Source organism: Salmonella sp. SAL00670 (genome assembly GCF_046552235.1).
Classification (GTDB): Bacteria; Pseudomonadota; Gammaproteobacteria; order Enterobacterales; family Enterobacteriaceae; genus Salmonella; species Salmonella enterica.
In genome coordinates, this window is sequence record NZ_JBGDUO010000001.1 from 197,565 (window position 1) to 216,930 (window position 19,366).

Consider the following 19,366-nt stretch of genomic DNA (forward strand, 5'->3'; position numbering starts at 1 on the left):
ACTATGGATCATCGTCTGCTTGAAATCATCGCCTGCCCGGTATGTAACGGCAAACTCTGGTATAACCAGGAACAGCAAGAATTAATTTGCAAACTGGATAATCTCGCTTTCCCGTTACGCGACGGCATTCCTGTATTGCTGGAAAATGAAGCTCGCGCCCTGACATCTGATGAGAGTAAATCATGAGTTTCGTCGTCATCATTCCGGCCCGTTTTTCATCTACCCGACTGCCAGGCAAACCATTAGTGGATATTAATGGTAAGCCCATGATTGTTCATGTCCTGGAGCGGGCGCGCGAATCTGGCGCGGAACGCATTATTGTCGCCACCGATCATGAAGACGTGGCTCGTGCGGTAGAAGCGGCTGGCGGCGAAGTGTGCATGACGCGCGCCGATCACCAGTCCGGCACCGAACGGTTGGCGGAAGTGGTAGAGAAGTGCGGATTCAGCGACGATACCGTTATTGTGAACGTTCAGGGCGATGAGCCGATGATCCCGGCGGTTATTATTCGCCAGGTCGCGGAAAATCTGGCGCAGCGCCAGGTTGGCATGGCGACGCTGGCGGTGCCGATTCACAGCGCCGAAGAAGCGTTTAACCCGAATGCGGTAAAAGTCGTGCTGGATGCTGAAGGCTATGCGCTCTACTTTTCCCGGGCGACGATTCCCTGGGATCGCGACCGCTTTGCAAAAAGTCTGGAAACGGTAGGGGATACTTGCCTTCGTCACCTGGGCATTTATGGCTATCGCGCGGGATTTATCCGCCGTTACGTGAGCTGGCAACCCAGCCCGCTTGAACATATTGAAATGCTGGAGCAACTCCGTGTGCTGTGGTACGGCGAAAAAATTCATGTCGCCGTCGCCAAAGCGGTGCCCGGCACGGGCGTAGACACCGCCGACGACCTGGAGCGCGTACGCGCTGAAATGCGTTAACATGATCCTGTTCATGATCGTCTTAGACGGTCATGAACAGCGCGGTATGATAGCGCAAAGATGAATACTCACGTCTGCTCATCAGTGGCGGCTTTCTCGTACCGTTACGATTTTCCTCATTTTTCTTTTCTTCCCTTGATCTGATACGGGTGACATCTGTCCATACGACGCTCATTATTAAAGCAGTAGCACTAATGGGGTTAATCTGGAATGGAACAGTTGCGGGCCGAACTCAGTCATTTGTTGGGTGAAAAACTTAGCCGTATAGAGTGCGTGAATGAGAAAGCGGATTCCGCATTGTGGTCATTATATGACAGCCAGGGCATTCCGATGCCGCTGATGGCGCGAAGTTTTACCACTCCCGGCGTTGCGCAGCAACTGGCATGGAAAACCTCAATGCTGGCGCGTAGCGGTACGGTGAGGATGCCGGTAATCTATGGCGTATTGACGCATGAAGAGCATCCTGGTCCGGATGTGCTGCTACTGGAACGACTGCGCGGTGTGCCGGTCGAGGCGCCGGCGCGCACTCCGGAACGCTGGGAACAGCTAAAAGATCAGATTGTCGAAGGGCTGTTAGCCTGGCATCGGCAGGATAGCCGCGGTTGCGTTGGCGCCGTAGACCATACTCAGGAGAATATCTGGCCTTCCTGGTATCGTCAGCGGGTGGAGGTGCTGTGGACGACGCTAAATCAGTTCAGCAATACCGGTCTGACGATGCAGGACAGACGCATTCTGTTTCGTACCAGAGAATGTCTTCCTTCGTTATTTGAAGGGTTTAACGACAACTGCGTACTGGTGCATGGCAACTTCTGCCTGCGCAGTATGCTTAAAGACGCCCGTAGCGATCAGCTTCTGGCGATGGTCGGCCCCGGGCTGATGCTGTGGGCGCCGAGAGAGTTCGAACTGTTTCGCCTGATGGATAATCCATTGGCGGAGGGATTGCTTTGGCATTATCTGCAACGCGCGCCAGTGGCGGAGTCCTTCATCTGGCGGCGTTGGCTCTATGTGCTGTGGGACGAGGTTGCGCAATTGGTCAATACCGGACGTTTTAACCGTACCAATTTTGATCTGGCGGCGAAATCATTACTCCCCTGGCTTGCCTGATATGCCTTTCAGCCATTGCCAAAGTCGCCCTAATGTTTCATACCCAGCGCGATCGCTGTGCATCAGCCAGACCGGGGACGGAATTGCCCGCTCCCAGGGATTGAGCGGCGAATCGATCGCCAACTGATTCGCCGGCGCGGGAAGCGGATTCAGCCCGGCATGCTGAAAGAAAATCATCGCACGCGGCAAATGCGAGGCGGAGGTTACCAACAGGAAAGGGGCGTCGCCGATGGCCTGCTTAACGGCGGCGGCTTCTTCTTCCGTATCTTTTGGTTTATCCAGCGTAATAATATCGCTACGCGGTACGCCCAGCGACTGCGCCACCCGCGCACCGACCTCCGCCGTGCTTACCGTATTGGTTTTTGCTACGCCGCCGGTAAAAATCAGCTTGGCTCCCGGATTCGCGCGCCACAGCCGGATGCCTTCCGCCAGCCGCGGCAAGCTGTTGTTAATTAAATTAGAGCTCGGCGCCCACTGCGGGTTCCAGGTATAGCCGCCGCCGAGAACCACAATATATTCCACCTTTTGCGGACCCTGCCAGGTAGGGTAGCGGTTTTCTATCGGACGCAGCAAATGGTCAGAGACGGGTTGCAGGCTTAATAGCAATAGCGCCAGCCAACCTACGCTGATAAATACTTTTCCGATCTTCTGAAAGCGGCTAAACCAGAGCAGCGCCAGGCCGACGCCAATGATCAGCAACATCAGCGGAAGCGGCAATAACATACCGCCAATCACTTTCTTTAGCGTAAAAAGCATCCTTTTTGGTTCCTTTTTTAACCATATAGCGGAGGATTAACGGTGATATTACACCAGACAGGTTCATTCTCGCCGCGGCTGTGACAAAATAGCGGTTTTATCAGATAACGCCTGAGCCAGCCTGTGGAGAGTCCGATGCAGGATCGCAATTTTGATGACATTGCTGAAAAGTTTTCCCGTAACATTTACGGCACGACCAAAGGACAACTGCGGCAAGCCATTCTGTGGCAAGACCTGGATCGCGTGCTGGAGGAGATTGGCGGGCGGAAACTGCGGGTGCTGGATGCCGGCGGCGGCGAAGGGCAAACGGCGATTAAGATGGCGGAACGCGGCCATCAGGTGACGTTATGCGATCTGTCTGGCGAAATGATCGCCCGCGCGCGGCAGGCGGCCGAGGCAAAAGGTGTGAGCAAAGACATGCATTTTATACAATGCCCGGCTCAGGACGTCGCTTCGCATTTGGAAAGCCCGGTTGATCTGATATTGTTTCATGCTGTGCTGGAGTGGGTAGCCGATCCTGTCGGCGTATTAGAAACGCTCTGGTCAGTATTGCGCCCTGGCGGCGCGCTGTCGTTGATGTTCTATAACGCTAACGGTTTGCTGATGCACAATATGGTGGCGGGTAATTTTGACTACGTGCAGGCGGGGATGCCTAAACGCAAGAAGCGCACGCTGTCGCCTGACTACCCGCGCCACCCCGCGCAGGTTTACCAGTGGCTGGAGGCGATTGGCTGGCAGATTACCGGTAAAACCGGCGTGCGTGTGTTTCATGATTATCTGCGTGAAAAACACCAGCAGCGTGACTGTTATGAGACCCTGGTCGAACTGGAAACGCGTTATTGCCGCCAGGAGCCGTATATTAGCCTTGGGCGCTACATTCATGTCACCGCGATTAAAAGCCCGGCGCTAGCCGCAGATGCAAGGATAACCTATGAGTGAATTTTCCCAGACAGTCCCCGAACTGGTTGCCTGGGCCAGAAAAAACGACTTTTCCATCTCGCTGCCGGTAGACAGACTTTCCTTTCTGCTGGCGGTCGCCACGTTGAACGGCGAACGCCTTGACGGCGAGATGAGTGAAGGCGAGCTGGTGGATGCATTCCGCCATGTGAGTGATGCGTTTGAGCAAACCAGCGAAACCATCGGCGTGCGCGCTAATAACGCGATTAACGATATGGTGCGTCAACGTCTGCTGAACCGCTTTACCAGCGAGCAGGCGGAAGGCAATGCGATTTACCGATTAACCCCGCTCGGGATTGGCATCACCGATTACTACATTCGTCAACGCGAATTCTCTACGCTGCGTCTTTCTATGCAGTTGTCGATTGTGGCCGGCGAATTGAAGCGCGCGGCGGATGCGGCAGCGGAGGGTGGCGATGAGTTCCACTGGCATCGCAACGTTTACGCGCCATTGAAATATTCGGTGGCGGAGATTTTCGACAGTATCGATCTCACCCAGCGCATCATGGATGAACAGCAGCAGCAGGTGAAAGACGATATCGCACAACTGCTGAATAAAGACTGGCGGGCGGCGATTTCCAGCTGTGAACTGCTGCTTTCTGAAACGTCCGGTACGCTGCGCGAGTTGCAGGATACGCTGGAGGCGGCGGGCGATAAGCTGCAGGCTAACCTGCTGCGCATTCAGGATGCCACGATGACGCACGACGATCTGCATTTTGTCGACAGGCTGGTGTTTGACTTACAAAGTAAACTCGACCGCATTATCAGTTGGGGTCAGCAGTCTATTGATTTATGGATCGGCTACGATCGTCACGTGCATAAATTTATCCGTACCGCGATCGATATGGATAAAAACCGTGTCTTCGCCCAGCGGTTGCGCCAGTCCGTACAGACTTATTTTGACGATCCGTGGGCGCTAACCTACGCGAATGCCGATCGTCTGCTGGATATGCGCGATGAAGAGATGGCGTTGCGTGACGATGAAGTCACCGGGGAGTTGCCGCCGGATCTGGAATATGAAGAGTTTAACGAGATCCGCGAGCAGTTAGCGGCCATCATTGAAGAACAGCTGGCTATCTACAAAACCAGACAAACGCCACTGGATCTTGGGCTGGTGGTGCGCGAGTATCTGGCGCAATACCCGCGCGCGCGTCATTTCGACGTGGCGCGTATTGTTATCGATCAAGCGGTACGTCTTGGCGTAGCGCAAGCAGATTTCACCGGACTGCCAGCCAAATGGCAGCCGATTAATGATTACGGAGCCAAGGTACAGGCGCATGTCATTGACAAATATTGAACAAGTGATGCCGGTTAAGCTGGCGCAGGCGCTGGCGAATCCGTTATTTCCGGCGCTGGATAGCGCATTACGTTCGGGCCGCCACATCGGGCTGGACGAACTGGATAATCATGCCTTTCTGATGGATTTTCAGGAATACCTGGAAGAGTTTTATGCGCGTTATAACGTGGAGTTGATTCGCGCGCCGGAGGGGTTCTTCTACCTGCGTCCGCGTTCTACCACGCTTATCCCGCGCTCGGTGTTATCCGAACTGGATATGATGGTCGGAAAAATTCTCTGCTACCTCTATCTTAGCCCGGAGCGTCTGGCCAACGAAGGGATCTTTACTCAGCAAGAGTTATACGACGAGCTGCTTACCCTTGCGGACGAAGCCAAACTGCTAAAGCTGGTGAATAACCGCTCGACGGGATCTGACGTTGATCGTCAGAAACTGCAGGAAAAGGTGCGTTCTTCTTTGAACCGCCTGCGTCGTTTGGGCATGGTATGGTTTATGGGCCACGACAGCAGCAAATTCCGCATTACCGAATCGGTCTTCCGCTTTGGCGCGGATGTCCGCGCCGGCGACGATCCTCGCGAGGCGCAGCGTCGTCTCATCCGCGACGGGGAAGCGATGCCCATTGAAAACCATCTGCAACTTAATGATGAGACCGAAGAGAATCAGCCGGACAGTGGAGAGGAAGAATAATGATTGAACGCGGTAAATTTCGCTCGCTAACGCTGATTAACTGGAACGGTTTTTTTGCCCGCACTTTTGACCTGGATGAACTGGTCACGACGTTATCCGGGGGCAACGGCGCCGGGAAATCCACGACGATGGCGGCGTTCGTCACGGCGCTGATCCCGGATCTCACATTACTGCACTTTCGTAACACCACGGAAGCCGGCGCCACCAGCGGTTCGCGCGATAAAGGTTTGCACGGTAAGCTGAAGGCGGGCGTCTGTTACTCCATGCTCGACACCATTAATTCCCGCCATCAGCGGGTGGTGGTCGGCGTGCGTCTGCAGCAGGTCGCTGGGCGCGATCGCAAAGTGGACATCAAACCGTTCGCTATCCAGGGGCTGCCGATGTCGGTACAGCCGACACAACTGGTGACGGAGACATTAAACGAACGTCAGGCGCGCGTACTGTCGCTTGCTGAGCTGAAAGACAAGCTTGACGAGATGGAAGGCGTGCAGTTTAAGCAGTTTAACTCCATCACCGATTATCATTCGCTGATGTTTGACTTAGGGATTATCGCCCGTCGTCTGCGCTCCGCTTCCGATCGCAGTAAATTCTATCGTTTGATAGAGGCCTCGCTGTACGGCGGGATCTCCAGCGCCATTACCCGATCGCTACGCGATTATTTATTGCCGGAAAACAGCGGCGTGCGCAAGGCATTCCAGGATATGGAAGCGGCGCTGCGCGAGAACCGACTCACGCTGGAAGCGATTCGTGTTACCCAATCCGATCGCGATCTGTTTAAGCATTTGATCAGCGAAGCCACCGATTATGTGGCGGCAGATTATATGCGCCACGCCAATGAGCGTCGGGTTCACCTTGATCAGGCGTTGGCGTTTCGACGCGAACTGTACACATCGCGCAAACAACTGGCGGCGGAGCAGTACAAGCACGTCGATATGGCCCGTGAGTTGGGCGAACATAACGGCGCCGAAGGTTCTCTTGAGGCGGATTACCAGGCGGCGAGCGATCACCTGAATCTGGTGCAAACCGCGCTGCGCCAGCAGGAAAAAATTGAACGCTACGAAGCGGATCTTGAAGAGCTGCAGATTCGACTCGAAGAACAAAACGAAGTGGTGGCGGAAGCCGCCGAAATGCAGGACGAAAATGAAGCGCGTGCCGAAGCCGCCGAGCTGGAAGTCGATGAACTCAAAAGCCAGCTTGCGGATTACCAGCAGGCGCTGGATGTACAGCAAACGCGCGCGATTCAGTATAACCAGGCGATATCAGCGCTCGCCCGCGCTAAAGAACTTTGCCATCTGCCGGATCTAACGCCGGAAAGCGCCGCCGAATGGCTGGATACTTTCCAGGCAAAAGAGCAGGAAGCTACGGAAAAACTGCTGTCGTTGGAACAAAAAATGAGCGTGGCGCAAACCGCGCACAGCCAGTTTGAGCAGGCTTACCAGCTAGTAGCGGCGATCAACGGCCCGCTGGCGCGTAGCGAAGCCTGGGACGTGGCGCGCGAGCTGTTACGGGACGGCGTGAACCAGCGTCATCTGGCGGAACAGGTACAGCCGCTGCGGATGCGCCTGAGCGAACTGGAACAGCGGCTGCGCGAGCAGCAAGAGGCGGAACGTCTGCTGGCTGAGTTCTGTAAGCGACAGGGCAAAAATTTTGATATTGACGAACTGGAAGCGCTGCATCAGGAGCTGGAAGCCCGCATCGCGTCCTTGTCTGAGAGCGTGTCGTCAGCCAGCGAACAGCGTATGGCCTTGCGTCAGGAACAGGAACAGCTGCAATCCCGTATCCAGCATCTGATGCAACGCGCTCCTGTCTGGCTGGCGGCGCAGAATAGCCTGAACCAGCTTAGCGAACAGTGCGGCGAGGAGTTTACGTCCAGCCAGGAAGTGACCGAATACCTGCAACAGCTACTGGAGCGTGAGCGCGAAGCCATTGTCGAACGCGACGAAGTGGGCGCGCGTAAAAATGCGGTTGATGAAGAGATCGAACGTTTAAGCCAGCCGGGCGGCGCGGAAGATCAGCGTTTGAATGCGCTGGCGGAGCGTTTTGGCGGGGTACTGCTGTCGGAAATCTACGATGATGTCAGTCTTGAAGATGCGCCGTACTTTTCCGCACTGTATGGCCCGTCGCGCCATGCGATCGTCGTACCGGATTTATCGCAAATAGCCGAACAGCTTGAAGGTCTGACCGACTGCCCGGAAGATCTGTACCTGATCGAAGGCGATCCGCAGTCTTTTGATGACAGCGTATTCAGCGTTGACGAGCTGGAAAAGGCGGTGGTCGTGAAAATTGCCGACCGTCAGTGGCGTTATTCGCGTTTTCCGTCGCTGCCTATTTTTGGCCGCGCGGCGCGTGAGAACCGTATTGAGAGTCTCCATGCGGAACGGGAAGTGCTTTCCGAGCGCTTTGCCACGCTCTCGTTTGACGTGCAGAAAACCCAGCGTTTGCACCAGGCGTTCAGCCGTTTTATCGGTAGCCACCTTTCCGTTGCCTTTGAGGACGATCCGGAAGCGGAAATTCGCCGACTGAACGGGCGTCGCGTCGAGCTGGAACGCGCGTTGGCGACGCATGAAAGCGACAACCAGCAGCAGCGCCTTCAGTTTGAGCAGGCGAAAGAGGGCGTTTCCGCGCTTAACCGTTTGCTGCCGCGGCTGAATTTATTGGCCGATGAAACGCTGGCCGATCGGGTCGATGAAATTCAGGAACGGTTGGATGAGGCGCAGGAAGCGGCGCGATTTGTGCAGCAATATGGCAACCAGTTAGCCAAACTGGAGCCGGTGGTTTCCGTTCTGCAAAGCGATCCGGAACAGTTTGAGCAGTTAAAAGAAGACTATGCATGGTCGCAGCAAATGCAGCGCGACGCGCGCCAGCAGGCTTTTGCTCTGGCTGAAGTTGTCGAACGTCGGGCGCATTTCAGCTATTCCGACTCGGCGGAAATGCTGAGCGGCAACAGCGATCTCAACGAAAAGCTGCGCCAGCGGCTGGAGCAGGCGGAAGCCGAGCGTACCCGCGCCCGCGAAGCGCTGCGCAGCCATGCCGCGCAGTTAAGTCAGTACAGCCAGGTCCTGGCCTCGCTAAAAAGCTCTTACGACACGAAAAAAGAGCTGCTTAACGATTTGCAGCGCGAATTACAGGATATTGGCGTTCGCGCCGACAGCGGGGCGGAAGAGCGTGCCCGCCAGCGTCGCGATGAACTGCACGCCCAGTTGAGCAATAACCGTTCGCGTCGCAATCAGCTTGAGAAAGCGCTCACCTTCTGCGAAGCGGAGATGGAGAACCTGACCCGTAAGCTGCGCAAGCTGGAGCGCGATTATCATGAAATGCGCGAGCAGGTTGTGACCGCGAAAGCCGGCTGGTGCGCAGTCATGCGGATGGTGAAAGACAATGGCGTGGAACGCCGTCTGCACCGTCGTGAGCTGGCTTATCTGTCGGCGGATGAACTGCGCTCCATGTCGGATAAGGCGTTGGGCGCGCTGCGCCTGGCCGTCGCGGATAACGAACATCTGCGCGACGTATTGCGTCTGTCGGAAGATCCGAAACGCCCGGAACGTAAAATCCAGTTCTTTGTGGCCGTTTACCAGCATCTGCGCGAACGTATTCGTCAGGATATTATTCGTACCGACGATCCGGTTGAAGCCATTGAACAAATGGAGATTGAGCTGAGCCGTCTGACGGAAGAGCTGACATCGCGTGAGCAAAAGCTGGCGATCAGTTCCCGCAGCGTGGCAAACATCATCCGCAAGACTATCCAGCGTGAGCAGAACCGTATCCGTATGCTGAACCAGGGGTTGCAAAGCGTCTCGTTTGGCCAGGTGAATAGCGTGCGGTTAAACGTCAACGTGCGTGAAACGCATGCCACCTTGCTGGATGTGCTTTCAGAACAGCAGGAGCAGCACCAGGATCTGTTTAACAGCAATCGTCTGACCTTCTCCGAAGCTCTGGCGAAACTGTACCAGCGTCTGAATCCGCAGATCGATATGGGGCAACGCACGCCGCAGACCATCGGCGAGGAGCTGCTGGACTACCGTAACTATCTGGAAATGGAAGTTGAAGTTAACCGTGGGTCCGACGGCTGGCTGCGTGCGGAATCCGGCGCGCTATCAACGGGGGAAGCTATCGGGACCGGGATGTCAATTCTGGTGATGGTGGTGCAAAGCTGGGAAGACGAAGCGCGCAGACTGCGCGGGAAAGATATTTCGCCATGTCGCCTGCTGTTCCTCGATGAAGCGGCGCGTCTGGATGCGCGCTCTATCGCCACGCTGTTTGAACTATGCGAACGTTTGCAGATGCAGCTCATCATCGCTGCGCCGGAAAACATCAGTCCGGAGAAGGGCACGACCTATAAACTGGTGCGTAAAGTGTTTCAGAATACTGAGCATGTTCATGTTGTCGGGCTGCGTGGCTTTGCGCCGCAGCTTCCGGAAACGCTTCCCGGTACGCAAACGGAAGATACGCCTTCAGAAGCGAGTTAAATACGGCAGAAACGATGACGTGCCTGATGGCGCCTCGTTTATCAGGCAAGGCCGGATAAGTCGGTTACGCCGCCATCCGGCACAACAAGTTCTGCTTTATCATTAGCCTGGGGCGGCGAAAGCCGCCTTTTTCTTTATCTGAAAAATCTCTCCGGGTAGTGCATTTTCTTTAAACTTCTTTACATTAGGTTAGGCAAAAACGTAACGAACTTTATATACTGGAGTTAAGCCTGACGAGTGAGCAGGCTGACTCGTCATACTAAACAAAAGCATTGGTTGCGGTTGACCCGCGCTGCGGGCAGCACAGTCATGCGGAGTATGATAACGAAAACAGGGGGCAAGGGATGTTGCTTAACAAGATGTGTGGTCGTTGTCTGTCGGCAATCAGTTTATGCCTGGCCGTAACATTCGCTCCACTGTTCAATGCGCAGGCCGATGAGCCTGAAATGATACCTGGCGATAGCGCCGTTGCCGCGACGGATCAGGCTGGGCCGCAGAAGCAATCCGCCGCGACGGCGATTATGGCCGGGATTCAGCCGCTGCCGGAGGGCGTTTCAGCCGAGAAAGTCCGGGCTGATTTACAGTCGCAGCTTCCTTCCGGCTATACGCCGGTCTATATGAGCCAGCTGACATTGCTGTATGCCGCGCGCGACATGAAGCCCATGTGGGATAATCGCGATGCGGTGAAAGCCTTCCAGCAACAGTTGGCGGAGGTGGCGATTGCCGGATTCCAGCCGCAGTTTACCGCCTGGGTGGCATTGTTGACCGATCCCGCCGTAAACGGTATGGCGCGCGATGTTGTGTTGTCAGACGCCATGATGGGCTATCTCCATTTCATTGCGAATATCCCCGTCAAAGGCCAGCGCTGGTTATATAGCAACAAACCTTACGCATTGGCGACGCCGCCAGTCTCGGTGATTAACCAGTGGCAAATCGCGCTGGAAGAGGGGCAGTTGCCGATGTTTGTCCCCAGCCTGGCGCCGCAGCATCCACAGTATGCGCCCATGCATGACGCGTTGCTGAAGCTGGTGGCGGACTCTCGCCCGTGGCCGCAGTTGGCCAATACCGCGACGCTGCGCCCGGGGCAATGGAGTAACGATGTGCCTGCGCTGCGCGAAATATTACAGCGTACGGGGATGCTGGATGGCGGTCCAAAGATAGCCTTACCCGGCGATAACACTGCTGATAGTGCCGTCGTCAGCCCCTCCGCCGCGGTAGTCGAAACATCGGTGGCGCAGCCGGTCGACGAACCAACGGCCCGCCGTAGTAAGTCGGCTCCGGCGGCACGCGCCTACGATCGTGAGCTGGTCGAGGCGGTAAAGCGTTTTCAGGCATGGCAAGGGCTGGGGGCGGATGGCGTTATTGGCCCGGCGACGCGTAACTGGCTTAATATGACCCCCGCGCAACGCGCAGGCGTACTGGCACTGAATATCCAACGTTTACGCCTGCTGCCGGCGGAACTCTCTACCGGTATTATGGTAAACATTCCCGCTTATTCGCTGGTCTACTATCAGAATGGCAACCAGGTGCTGGCTTCAAGGGTGATCGTTGGGCGTCCCGATCGTAAAACGCCGATGATGAGCAGCGCGCTGAATAATGTGGTGGTGAACCCGCCGTGGAACGTTCCGCCCACGCTTGCGCGTAAAGACATTTTACCGAAGGTGTGGAATGACCCAGGCTATCTGGAGCGCCATGGCTACACCGTGATGCGCGGCTGGAACAGCAAAGAAGCGATCGATCCGTGGCAGGTTGACTGGGCCACCATTACGCCATCGAATCTTCCGTTCCGTTTCCAGCAGGCGCCAGGCGCGCACAATTCGCTGGGGCGTTATAAATTTAATATGCCGAGTTCAGATGCTATCTATCTGCACGATACGCCTAACCATACTCTCTTTCAGCGTGACGCCAGGGCGTTAAGTTCCGGCTGCGTGCGGGTCAATAAGGCCTCTGAGCTGGCGAATATGCTCTTGCAGGATGCTGGCTGGAACGATGCGCGGATCTCAGGCGCCCTGAAGCAAGGCGACACGCGGTATGTCAATATCCGGCAGAACATTCCAGTAAATCTTTACTATCTGACCGCATTTGTCGGCGCAGATGGACGTATGCAATATCGTACAGATATTTACAATTACGATCTCACAGCGCGATCCAGCGCACAAATTGTGCCAAAGGTTGAACAATTAATCAGGTAAATGAAGAAGTTCTGGTAAATATGTTGTCCTAATGTTTGGCTTCAACGGGGCGTTTCGCTGTAGACCCCCGTTGTGGCTGGGGGAGGGCCATCTTGACGCGGGCTTTATCGGCAGTTAAGGTGCCTTTCGTGCGCCAGAAGTGCATATACAACAACCTTTAAGTCGACCGGGCCGTTCAGAAGTCTGTGCCAGCCGGTATCATGTCTGCTTAAAGGTAGAAGTGTATTAACGATAACATTGACCTGTAGACCTGATTATCATGGACAAATTTGACGCTAATCGCCGCAAGCTGCTGGCGCTTGGTGGTGTCGCTCTCGGCGCCGCCATCCTGCCCGCGCCAGCGTTTGCCACACTCTCGACCCCACGCCCGCGCATTTTGACGTTAAACAATCTCCATACCGGAGAGTCAATCAAGGCGGAGTTTTTCGATGGAAGAGCCTACATTCAGGATGAATTAGCAAAGTTAAACCATTTTTTCCGTGATTATCGCGCGAATAAAGTCCGATCAATCGATCCCCGCCTGTTTGACCAACTTTACCGACTTCAGGGGCTGTTAGGGACGCGTAAACCTGTGCAGCTCATCTCAGGCTACCGTTCTCTTGATACCAATAATGAATTACGCGCCCGTAGCAGCGGCGTAGCGAAAAAAAGCTACCATACAAAAGGGCAGGCGATGGATTTTCATATTGAGGGCGTGGCACTGAGCAATATTCGCAAAGCGGCGTTATCTATGCGCGCAGGTGGTGTAGGATATTACCCACGTAGTAACTTTGTGCATATTGATACCGGGCCGGCGCGGCACTGGTAATCAGCGAGGCTTAATCAAAGGAGCAGTATGAACTATCGTATTATTCCGGTCACCGCGTTCTCCCAGAACTGTTCATTAATCTGGTGCGAACAAACCCGGCTGGCGGCGCTGGTCGATCCGGGCGGCGACGCGGAAAAAATTAAACAGGAAGTGGACGCCAGCGGCGTGACGTTGATGCAAATTTTACTCACGCATGGGCATCTCGATCATGTCGGCGCGGCGAGTGAACTGGCGCAGCATTACGGCGTTCCTGTTATCGGTCCGGAAAAAGAAGATGAGTTCTGGCTGCAAGGACTGCCGGCGCAAAGCCGCATGTTTGGTCTGGATGAGTGTCAGCCGCTGACGCCTGATCGCTGGCTGAACGACGGCGATCGCGTCAGCGTGGGGAATGTGACGTTACAGGTGTTACATTGTCCGGGACACACGCCGGGACACGTGGTTTTCTTTGATGAACAGTCGCAACTGCTGATCTCCGGCGATGTGATTTTCAAAGGTGGCGTCGGGCGCAGCGATTTTCCTCGCGGCGATCACACCCAGTTGATTGACGCCATTAAGCGTAAATTATTGCCGCTTGGCGATGATGTGACCTTTATTCCTGGCCACGGCCCGCTCTCTACGCTCGGGTACGAGCGTCTGCATAATCCCTTCCTGCAAGATGAGATGCCGGTCTGGTAAGCAGAATGAAAAAGCCTGCAATGTGCAGGCTTTTTTATCGGTCACGCCAGTCGGCAGCTTTTTACAGTACCGCGACAATGGCTTCGCACAGCGGCGCCATATTATCCGGGGTCATGCCCGCCACGTTCACGCGACCAGAAGCCACGGCATAAACGCCAAACTCTTCACGCAGACGCAGCACCTGATCTTTGGTCAGACCGCTGAATGAGAACATCCCGTTCTGCTTGATAATAAAGCTGAAGTCACGGTTCGCGCCTTTTTCCTGCAAGGTATTCACGAACAGTTGACGCATACGCTGAATACGCTGGCGCATGTCCGTCAGTTCCTGTTCCCAGATAGCGCGCAGGGCGTCATTACTCAGGATAGTCGCGACGATGGACGCGCCGTGCGCTGGTGGGTTGGAGTAGTTAGCGCGAATGGCGGATTTCATCTGGCTAAAAGCGCGATCCACGGTTTCCGCATCGGCAGCCACGAGGGTGCAGGCGCCGACGCGCTCATTATATAAGCCGAAGTTTTTGGAGTAGGAGCTGGCGACAATGAGCTCTTTATGCAGCGCGGCAAAGGCGCGCAGACCTTCCGCATCTTCTTCCAGGCCGCGGGCAAAGCCCTGGTAAGCGAAATCGAATAGCGGCAGCCACCCTTTTTCAACGGAAAGCTCAGCCAGAACCTGCCACTGTTCCAGAGTAGGGTCAATGCCGGTTGGGTTATGACAGCAACCGTGGAACAGAACCACATCGCCGGCCTGTGCTTCGCTCAGGCTGGCTTGTAGCGCTTCAAAATCCAGCGTGTGATTTTCCGCATCGTAGTAAGCGTACTCCCGAACTTCCAGGCCGGCAGCGTTAAACACGCTTTTGTGGTTCGGCCAGCTGGGGTTGCTCACCCACACCCGTTTTACCGGAGTATTTTTTGCTAAAAAGTCGGCGGCAATGCGTAACGCGCCGGTACCGCCCGGCGTTTGCGCCGTGCGTGCGCGCTTATCGTTAATCAGCGCGCTGCCTTTGCCGAACAGCAGTTCCTGAGTGCAGCGAGCAAATTCCGGAATCCCGTCAATGCCGAGATAGTTTTTCGTCGTTTCATTTTCCAGTAAATACTGCTCGGCTTTTTTAACGCTGGTGAGCACCGGTGTTTTGCCGGTTTCATCTTTATATACGCCAATGCCAAGGTTAATTTTCCCTGGACGGTCATCGGCGCGAAACAGATCGGCCAGGCCCAAAATCGGGTCGGCAGGAGCGGCGGTTATGTTCTCAAACATGACGAGGTTCCATTATAGTTACAGAAGGGAAATCCGCTATCAGGTTAACGGCAGATTTACAAAATGCCAACCGTTAGCGCTAAAAAGCCCGCCTGTTTTTGAAAGACGCACATTTTCTCTAAGAGAGATAAAAAAACAGGACCGAAGTCCTGTTTTTGAGGCATAAAACAAAGGGGTCTGCTGATCAGAACTGGTAAGTAATACCGACAGCCGCCTGATCGTCGGTGCCAACGTAGCTGGAGCTGTAGTCGTTTTCGTCCAGCAGGTTGAAACGGTAGTCAACCCATACGTTCATGTTTTTGTTAAAGTAGTAAGTCGCGCCCGCCTGAATATATTTCGCCAGATCGGCCGAGCCGTCGGCGCCGTTCAACTGCTTACCTTTACTCTGCACATACGAGATTGCCGGACGCAGGCCGAAGTCAAACTGGTACTGAGCGACCACTTCCAGGTTCTGCGTTTTGTTTGCCATTTCCACGGTATCGGTAACCGTATTTTCAACAATGCTCATATTGCGGGTTTCAGCATATACGGCAGCCAGGTAGACGTTGTTTGCATCATATTTCGCGCCAACGGCCCACGATTCTGCGCGATCGCCATTACCATCGCGATCCTGCTGATCGTTAGTACGCTTGCTGTTGCTGTACGCTGCGGTGACGCCAAAGCCGTCGAACTCATATGCCATGGTGTAACCTACGCCATCGCCATTCTGAGAGTTAATGCTGTGGTTGTCCTGATTTTTACCCTGATACTGGATACCGAAAGAGAGACCGTCCACCAGACCAAAGAAGTCAGAGTTACGGTAGGTCAACAAACCGCCAGCACGGCTGGTCATGTAGTTATCAGTATAGGCGCCGCCCCAGGTTTCGCCGGAGAAGTAGGGGGCCATATCGGTATAGGATTCAACATCGTAAACGATACCGTAGTTACGACCATAATCGATTGAACCCACTTCCGCGTATTTCAAACCCGCGAAAGCCAGACGTACCAGATTCGAGTTCTGCTGTTCGCCTTCAGCGCGGTCTGCTTTAGTACGGTATTCCCACTGACCGAAACCGGTCAGATCTGTGTTAATCTGCGTTTCCCCTTTAAAACCAATCTGGGCATAAGTCTGGTCGGCATTTTTACTATCGCCGGTCGTTGTCCATACGTGACGACCCACGGCTTTACCGTACAGATCCAGCTTATTACCATCTTTATTATAAATTTCTGCTGCGTTTGCGGTTGCAGCAGCCAGCAGGGCAGGGATCACCGCTGCCAGGATTTTGCGCTTCATCATTATTTATTACCCTCATTGGTTTTTTTATATGACACCTGCCACTGCCGTCAATAAATTCCGTCAATAAAACTTTACAGAAATATTGATGAGAGTTTGGTGTCTTTATGTGTCTGACAGGCATCTTTCCATTCAAACTAACGTTTCGCTACCGTGAAAGTGCTACAAATATAAAGATTTAGTTTCAAAAGGAAAAAATATGTAAACAAATGTTATTTTTACGGAACTTTGTGAACAACGTCAAACTTCCCCTGAGTTATCGCTTTGATTTGATCGTTTTTCTTTTATGCCTATGATTTTATTGCATTTATTTGTTATCGGCACCGTTGTGCCTGAAAAAGCAGCAGACGAGCTATTTCATAAAAATAGCCATTTAGAAGTCTTGATGTCTGAAATTGCGGTGAAAAATTGTGCTATCAGAACAGAAAAATCTAATCCGCAATAAAATTAAGGATTAATTTTTATGTGTAAATATTTTCGTGAAATATTCAGTAACAAGATGTGGTAATTCAGAGGGTTGTAATTAAATTTATTTACTTATTGATAATAAAGCTGACATTCAGGCGGAAAAAAAGGCCAGCATAGCTGGCCTTGAGTGTGTCGTAAAAATCAGAAGCTGGCGTTGCGTGGGGTCCGTGGGAACGGAATAACATCGCGCACGTTTTGCACACCCGTGACGTAAGCGATAAGGCGTTCAAAGCCCAGACCAAAGCCGGAATGCGGTACAGTACCGTAGCGACGCAAGTCGCGATACCACCAGTAATCCTCTTTATTCAGCCCCATTTCGGCCATACGGGCATCCAGCACATCCAGACGCTCTTCACGCTGGGAACCACCGATGATTTCGCCGATTCCCGGCGCCAGCACATCCATGGCCGCCACGGTTTTGCCATCTTCGTTAAGGCGCATGTAAAACGCTTTAATTTCTTTCGGATAGTTTTTCACCACTACCGGCGCTTTGAAATGCTCTTCCGCCAGATAACGTTCGTGTTCGGAAGAGAGGTCGACGCCCCAGAACACCGGGTTTTCAAATGTCTTACCACAGCGTTCCAGAATGGCGACCGCATCGGTGTAATCCACCTGAGCGAAGTCGGTAGAGACAAAACGCTCCAGACGAGCGATAGCGTCTTTATCCACGCGTTCGGCAAAGAACTTCATGTCATCCGCACGCTCTTCCAGAACCGCGTTGAAGACATATTTCAGCATGGCTTCCGCCAGACGGGCGTTGTCTTCCAGATCGGCGAATGCCACTTCCGGCTCCAGCATCCAGAACTCCGCCAGGTGGCGGCTGGTGTTGGAATTTTCCGCGCGGAAGGTCGGCCCAAAAGTATAGATTTTGGACAGCGCGCAGGCATAGGTTTCACCGTTGAGCTGGCCGGAGACGGTCAGGAATGATTCTTTGCCAAAAAAGTCTTTGTCAAAATCTACTCTGCCCTGGTCGTTACGCGGCAGGTTTTCCAGATCCAACGTTGAGACGCGGAACATTTCGCCAGCGCCTTCGGTATCGGAAGCGGTAATCAGCGGGGTAGAGACCCAAAAGAAACCCTGCTCATCGAAGAAGCGATGCAGCGCCTGCGCCAGAGTATGGCGGACGCGCGCTACCGCGCCAATCAGGTTGGTGCGCGGGCGCAGATGCGCGACTTCACGCAGATACTCAATGCTATGGCGTTTTGCCGCCATCGGGTAGGTATCCGGATCTTCCACCCAGCCTGCGACCTCTACTTTCGTGGCCTGGATTTCGAAACTTTGCCCCTGTCCCGGCGACGCGACAACCTTACCTGTTACTACCACGGAGCAGCCTGTCGTCAGGTGTAATACTTCTTCATTATAATTGGGCAGAGAATTATTGATGACAGCCTGTACAGGATCAAAGCAGGAGCCGTCATAAACGGCGAGGAAGGAGATGCCAGCTTTTGAATCTCGGCGGGTACGCACCCATCCGCGCACGGTGACTTCTTGGTCAACGGCTACGCGGCCCTGGAGTACGTCGGCTACAGGCACAACGCTCATAATATTCTCTCTAGTTAATAGTCGGAAAAAATAAACACTTGTCCACCCGAAATGGGGGTATTCCTATGTTACCTGGCATCTGCAATCAGACAAGCAGAAATCGCATCTGGAAGCAGGTTTTCAGAAAGAAACCTGTAAAAAGTTCGCACCTGCTCGCGAACCATTGAGAATTTAGGCTGGTTTTGCAAGCTTTGCGCACGTTACTCGATCAGGACGCGCATCTCTTGCTTGGCGTTTTGCATCACGACAATCGTTTTAAAAGACTTTATATTGCCTGAGGAAAAGAAAAGCTCACGGGTAAGCGTTTCATATTCCGCCATGTCACGAACATTGAGCACCAGTAAAAAGTCGAAATCGCCCGTTACGTAGTAGACCTGCTGCACCTGCGGGCAACTGACAAACCGTTGACGAGCCTCTTCCAGTAAATTGAATCGCTCGTTTTCGATCACCACCTGCACCACAATCGTGACCGGGCGTCCCACTTTGCCAGCATCAATAAGGCTGACATTGCCTTTAATTATGCCCGCCTCCTCCAGTGCCGCGATACGACGATTCACTGCCGAAGGTGAAAGATTGACCTGTTCGGCGATTTCCCGCTGAGAAAGACGATTATCGCGCTGCAATAATGTCAGAATGTTTTTATCCCAGGCGTCAAGCTTCATATTGCAAATAACCTCTTTAATGTGATGACTATCACTGTGCGCAATTTTGCCGCGTCCAGGCCGTTAAAAAAAGGTGAAAATTGCACGACGATGGGCATTTTCGCGCCATTTAACAGCAATAAGCATAGTACTATCATAATCAGCGGAATAAAGAAAAGGACGTAATAGATATTGTGCGACTCTTTTATCAGTACGTTTATTAAAGTGAGGATAACCACTACTACAGCCACAAAACGCGAGTTCTTTGCTTGTTTCTACTCAATAATTGACAAAAATATATTATTTCAGTAAATAAACTTT

The 19,366-nt window shown here is 53.6% G+C and carries 16 protein-coding genes; 11 read left to right on the forward strand and 5 right to left on the reverse strand.

The window, feature by feature from the left end; translation table 11 throughout:
- Window positions 1-3: 3 nt before the first annotated feature.
- From ycaR to ACLJRS_RS00935, 3 genes are all read left to right on the forward strand, one after another.
- On the forward strand, window positions 4-186 hold the full coding sequence (gene ycaR / locus ACLJRS_RS00925; protein WP_000350061.1) for a protein YcaR: 183 nt from the start codon (window positions 4-6) through the stop codon (window positions 184-186).
- A complete protein-coding gene (kdsB, locus tag ACLJRS_RS00930; protein WP_000011576.1) occupies window positions 183-929 on the forward strand; it encodes a 3-deoxy-manno-octulosonate cytidylyltransferase in 747 nt (248 codons plus the stop codon). The genes ycaR and kdsB overlap by 4 nt, the downstream gene beginning before the upstream one ends.
- 210 nt (window positions 930-1,139) lie before the next feature.
- On the forward strand, window positions 1,140-2,033 hold the full coding sequence (locus ACLJRS_RS00935; protein ID WP_000436889.1) for a YcbJ family phosphotransferase: 894 nt from the start codon (window positions 1,140-1,142) through the stop codon (window positions 2,031-2,033).
- On the opposite strand, the gene elyC is transcribed toward ACLJRS_RS00935, so the two are convergent.
- A complete protein-coding gene (elyC, locus tag ACLJRS_RS00940; RefSeq protein ID WP_000899548.1) occupies window positions 2,013-2,789 on the reverse strand; it encodes an envelope biogenesis factor ElyC in 777 nt (258 codons plus the stop codon). The two genes, ACLJRS_RS00935 and elyC, sit on opposite strands and share 21 nt — an antisense overlap.
- Window positions 2,790-2,924: 135 nt before the next feature.
- Between elyC and cmoM the strand changes: the two genes are divergently transcribed.
- The 7 genes from cmoM to ACLJRS_RS00975 all read left to right on the forward strand — a co-directional run bounded on the left by cmoM (window position 2,925) and on the right by ACLJRS_RS00975 (window position 13,869).
- The gene (cmoM, locus tag ACLJRS_RS00945) at window positions 2,925-3,728 is read left to right on the forward strand and encodes a tRNA uridine 5-oxyacetic acid(34) methyltransferase CmoM (RefSeq protein ID WP_001154027.1); all 804 of its coding nucleotides are present in this window, start codon (window positions 2,925-2,927) and stop codon (window positions 3,726-3,728) included.
- Window positions 3,721-5,043 carry a chromosome partition protein MukF gene (gene mukF, locus ACLJRS_RS00950; RefSeq protein WP_001288828.1) on the forward strand — a complete coding sequence of 441 codons (1,323 nt, stop codon included), beginning with the start codon at window positions 3,721-3,723 and terminating at the stop codon, window positions 5,041-5,043. Before cmoM ends, mukF begins: the two co-directional genes overlap by 8 nt.
- Complete coding sequence (gene mukE / locus ACLJRS_RS00955; protein WP_000060024.1) at window positions 5,024-5,728, forward strand: chromosome partition protein MukE; 705 nt, start codon at window positions 5,024-5,026, stop codon at window positions 5,726-5,728. The genes mukF and mukE overlap by 20 nt, the downstream gene beginning before the upstream one ends.
- The gene (gene mukB / locus ACLJRS_RS00960) at window positions 5,728-10,194 is read left to right on the forward strand and encodes a chromosome partition protein MukB (RefSeq protein ID WP_000572746.1); all 4,467 of its coding nucleotides are present in this window, start codon (window positions 5,728-5,730) and stop codon (window positions 10,192-10,194) included. Before mukE ends, mukB begins: the two co-directional genes overlap by 1 nt.
- Window positions 10,195-10,538: 344 nt before the next feature.
- Entirely contained in the window at window positions 10,539-12,386 is a 1,848-nt protein-coding gene (gene ldtD, locus ACLJRS_RS00965) for a L,D-transpeptidase (protein WP_410957736.1), read from the forward strand.
- A gap of 259 nt (window positions 12,387-12,645) precedes the next feature.
- Window positions 12,646-13,194, forward strand: a complete 549-nt coding sequence (locus tag ACLJRS_RS00970; protein ID WP_000357052.1) for a YcbK family protein — start codon at window positions 12,646-12,648, stop codon at window positions 13,192-13,194.
- Window positions 13,195-13,221: 27 nt separating this feature from the next.
- On the forward strand, window positions 13,222-13,869 hold the full coding sequence (locus ACLJRS_RS00975) for an MBL fold metallo-hydrolase (protein ID WP_001109471.1): 648 nt from the start codon (window positions 13,222-13,224) through the stop codon (window positions 13,867-13,869).
- Between the two features lie 61 nt (window positions 13,870-13,930).
- Here ACLJRS_RS00975 and aspC read toward each other — a convergent pair whose 3' ends face one another.
- Window positions 13,931-15,121, reverse strand: a complete 1,191-nt coding sequence (gene aspC / locus ACLJRS_RS00980; protein ID WP_000462653.1) for an aspartate transaminase — start codon at window positions 15,119-15,121, stop codon at window positions 13,931-13,933.
- A gap of 184 nt (window positions 15,122-15,305) precedes the next feature.
- Window positions 15,306-16,397: a porin OmpF gene (gene ompF / locus ACLJRS_RS00985; protein ID WP_000977709.1), complete on the reverse strand. Its 1,092-nt coding sequence runs from the start codon at window positions 16,395-16,397 to the stop codon at window positions 15,306-15,308.
- A 283-nt stretch (window positions 16,398-16,680) separates the two neighbouring features.
- Here ompF and ACLJRS_RS00990 point away from each other — a divergent pair, with 283 nt between their 5' ends.
- Window positions 16,681-16,839: a hypothetical protein gene (locus ACLJRS_RS00990; RefSeq protein ID WP_001132012.1), complete on the forward strand. Its 159-nt coding sequence runs from the start codon at window positions 16,681-16,683 to the stop codon at window positions 16,837-16,839.
- A 164-nt stretch (window positions 16,840-17,003) separates the two neighbouring features.
- Here the strand turns inward: ACLJRS_RS00990 and asnS are convergent, their stop codons facing one another.
- Both asnS and ACLJRS_RS01000 read right to left on the reverse strand, forming a co-directional pair.
- Window positions 17,004-18,404 carry an asparagine--tRNA ligase gene (asnS, locus tag ACLJRS_RS00995; protein WP_000117870.1) on the reverse strand — a complete coding sequence of 467 codons (1,401 nt, stop codon included), beginning with the start codon at window positions 18,402-18,404 and terminating at the stop codon, window positions 17,004-17,006.
- Between the two features lie 200 nt (window positions 18,405-18,604).
- Window positions 18,605-19,066, reverse strand: a complete 462-nt coding sequence (locus tag ACLJRS_RS01000) for an Lrp/AsnC family transcriptional regulator (RefSeq protein WP_000762343.1) — start codon at window positions 19,064-19,066, stop codon at window positions 18,605-18,607.
- Between the last annotated feature and the right edge of the window lie 300 nt (window positions 19,067-19,366).

Excerpts from the sequence above, each read along its gene's own strand:
- ldtD (WP_410957736.1), top strand. The coding sequence starts at position 10,539 with ATGTTGCTTAACAAGATGTGTGGTCGTTGTCTGTCGGCAATCAGTTTA.
- mukF (WP_001288828.1), top strand. The coding sequence starts at position 3,721 with ATGAGTGAATTTTCCCAGACAGTCCCCGAACTGGTTGCCTGGGCCAGA.
- ompF (WP_000977709.1), bottom strand. The coding sequence starts at position 16,397 with ATGATGAAGCGCAAAATCCTGGCAGCGGTGATCCCTGCCCTGCTGGCT.
- kdsB (WP_000011576.1), top strand. The coding sequence starts at position 183 with ATGAGTTTCGTCGTCATCATTCCGGCCCGTTTTTCATCTACCCGACTG.
- elyC (WP_000899548.1), bottom strand. The coding sequence starts at position 2,789 with ATGCTTTTTACGCTAAAGAAAGTGATTGGCGGTATGTTATTGCCGCTT.
- asnS (WP_000117870.1), bottom strand. The coding sequence starts at position 18,404 with ATGAGCGTTGTGCCTGTAGCCGACGTACTCCAGGGCCGCGTAGCCGTT.
- mukE (WP_000060024.1), top strand. The coding sequence starts at position 5,024 with ATGTCATTGACAAATATTGAACAAGTGATGCCGGTTAAGCTGGCGCAG.
- mukB (WP_000572746.1), top strand. The coding sequence starts at position 5,728 with ATGATTGAACGCGGTAAATTTCGCTCGCTAACGCTGATTAACTGGAAC.
- cmoM (WP_001154027.1), top strand. The coding sequence starts at position 2,925 with ATGCAGGATCGCAATTTTGATGACATTGCTGAAAAGTTTTCCCGTAAC.
- ACLJRS_RS01000 (WP_000762343.1), bottom strand. The coding sequence starts at position 19,066 with ATGAAGCTTGACGCCTGGGATAAAAACATTCTGACATTATTGCAGCGC.
- ACLJRS_RS00970 (WP_000357052.1), top strand. The coding sequence starts at position 12,646 with ATGGACAAATTTGACGCTAATCGCCGCAAGCTGCTGGCGCTTGGTGGT.
- ycaR (WP_000350061.1), top strand. The coding sequence starts at position 4 with ATGGATCATCGTCTGCTTGAAATCATCGCCTGCCCGGTATGTAACGGC.
- ACLJRS_RS00975 (WP_001109471.1), top strand. The coding sequence starts at position 13,222 with ATGAACTATCGTATTATTCCGGTCACCGCGTTCTCCCAGAACTGTTCA.
- ACLJRS_RS00990 (WP_001132012.1), top strand. The coding sequence starts at position 16,681 with ATGCCTATGATTTTATTGCATTTATTTGTTATCGGCACCGTTGTGCCT.
- ACLJRS_RS00935 (WP_000436889.1), top strand. The coding sequence starts at position 1,140 with ATGGAACAGTTGCGGGCCGAACTCAGTCATTTGTTGGGTGAAAAACTT.
- aspC (WP_000462653.1), bottom strand. The coding sequence starts at position 15,121 with ATGTTTGAGAACATAACCGCCGCTCCTGCCGACCCGATTTTGGGCCTG.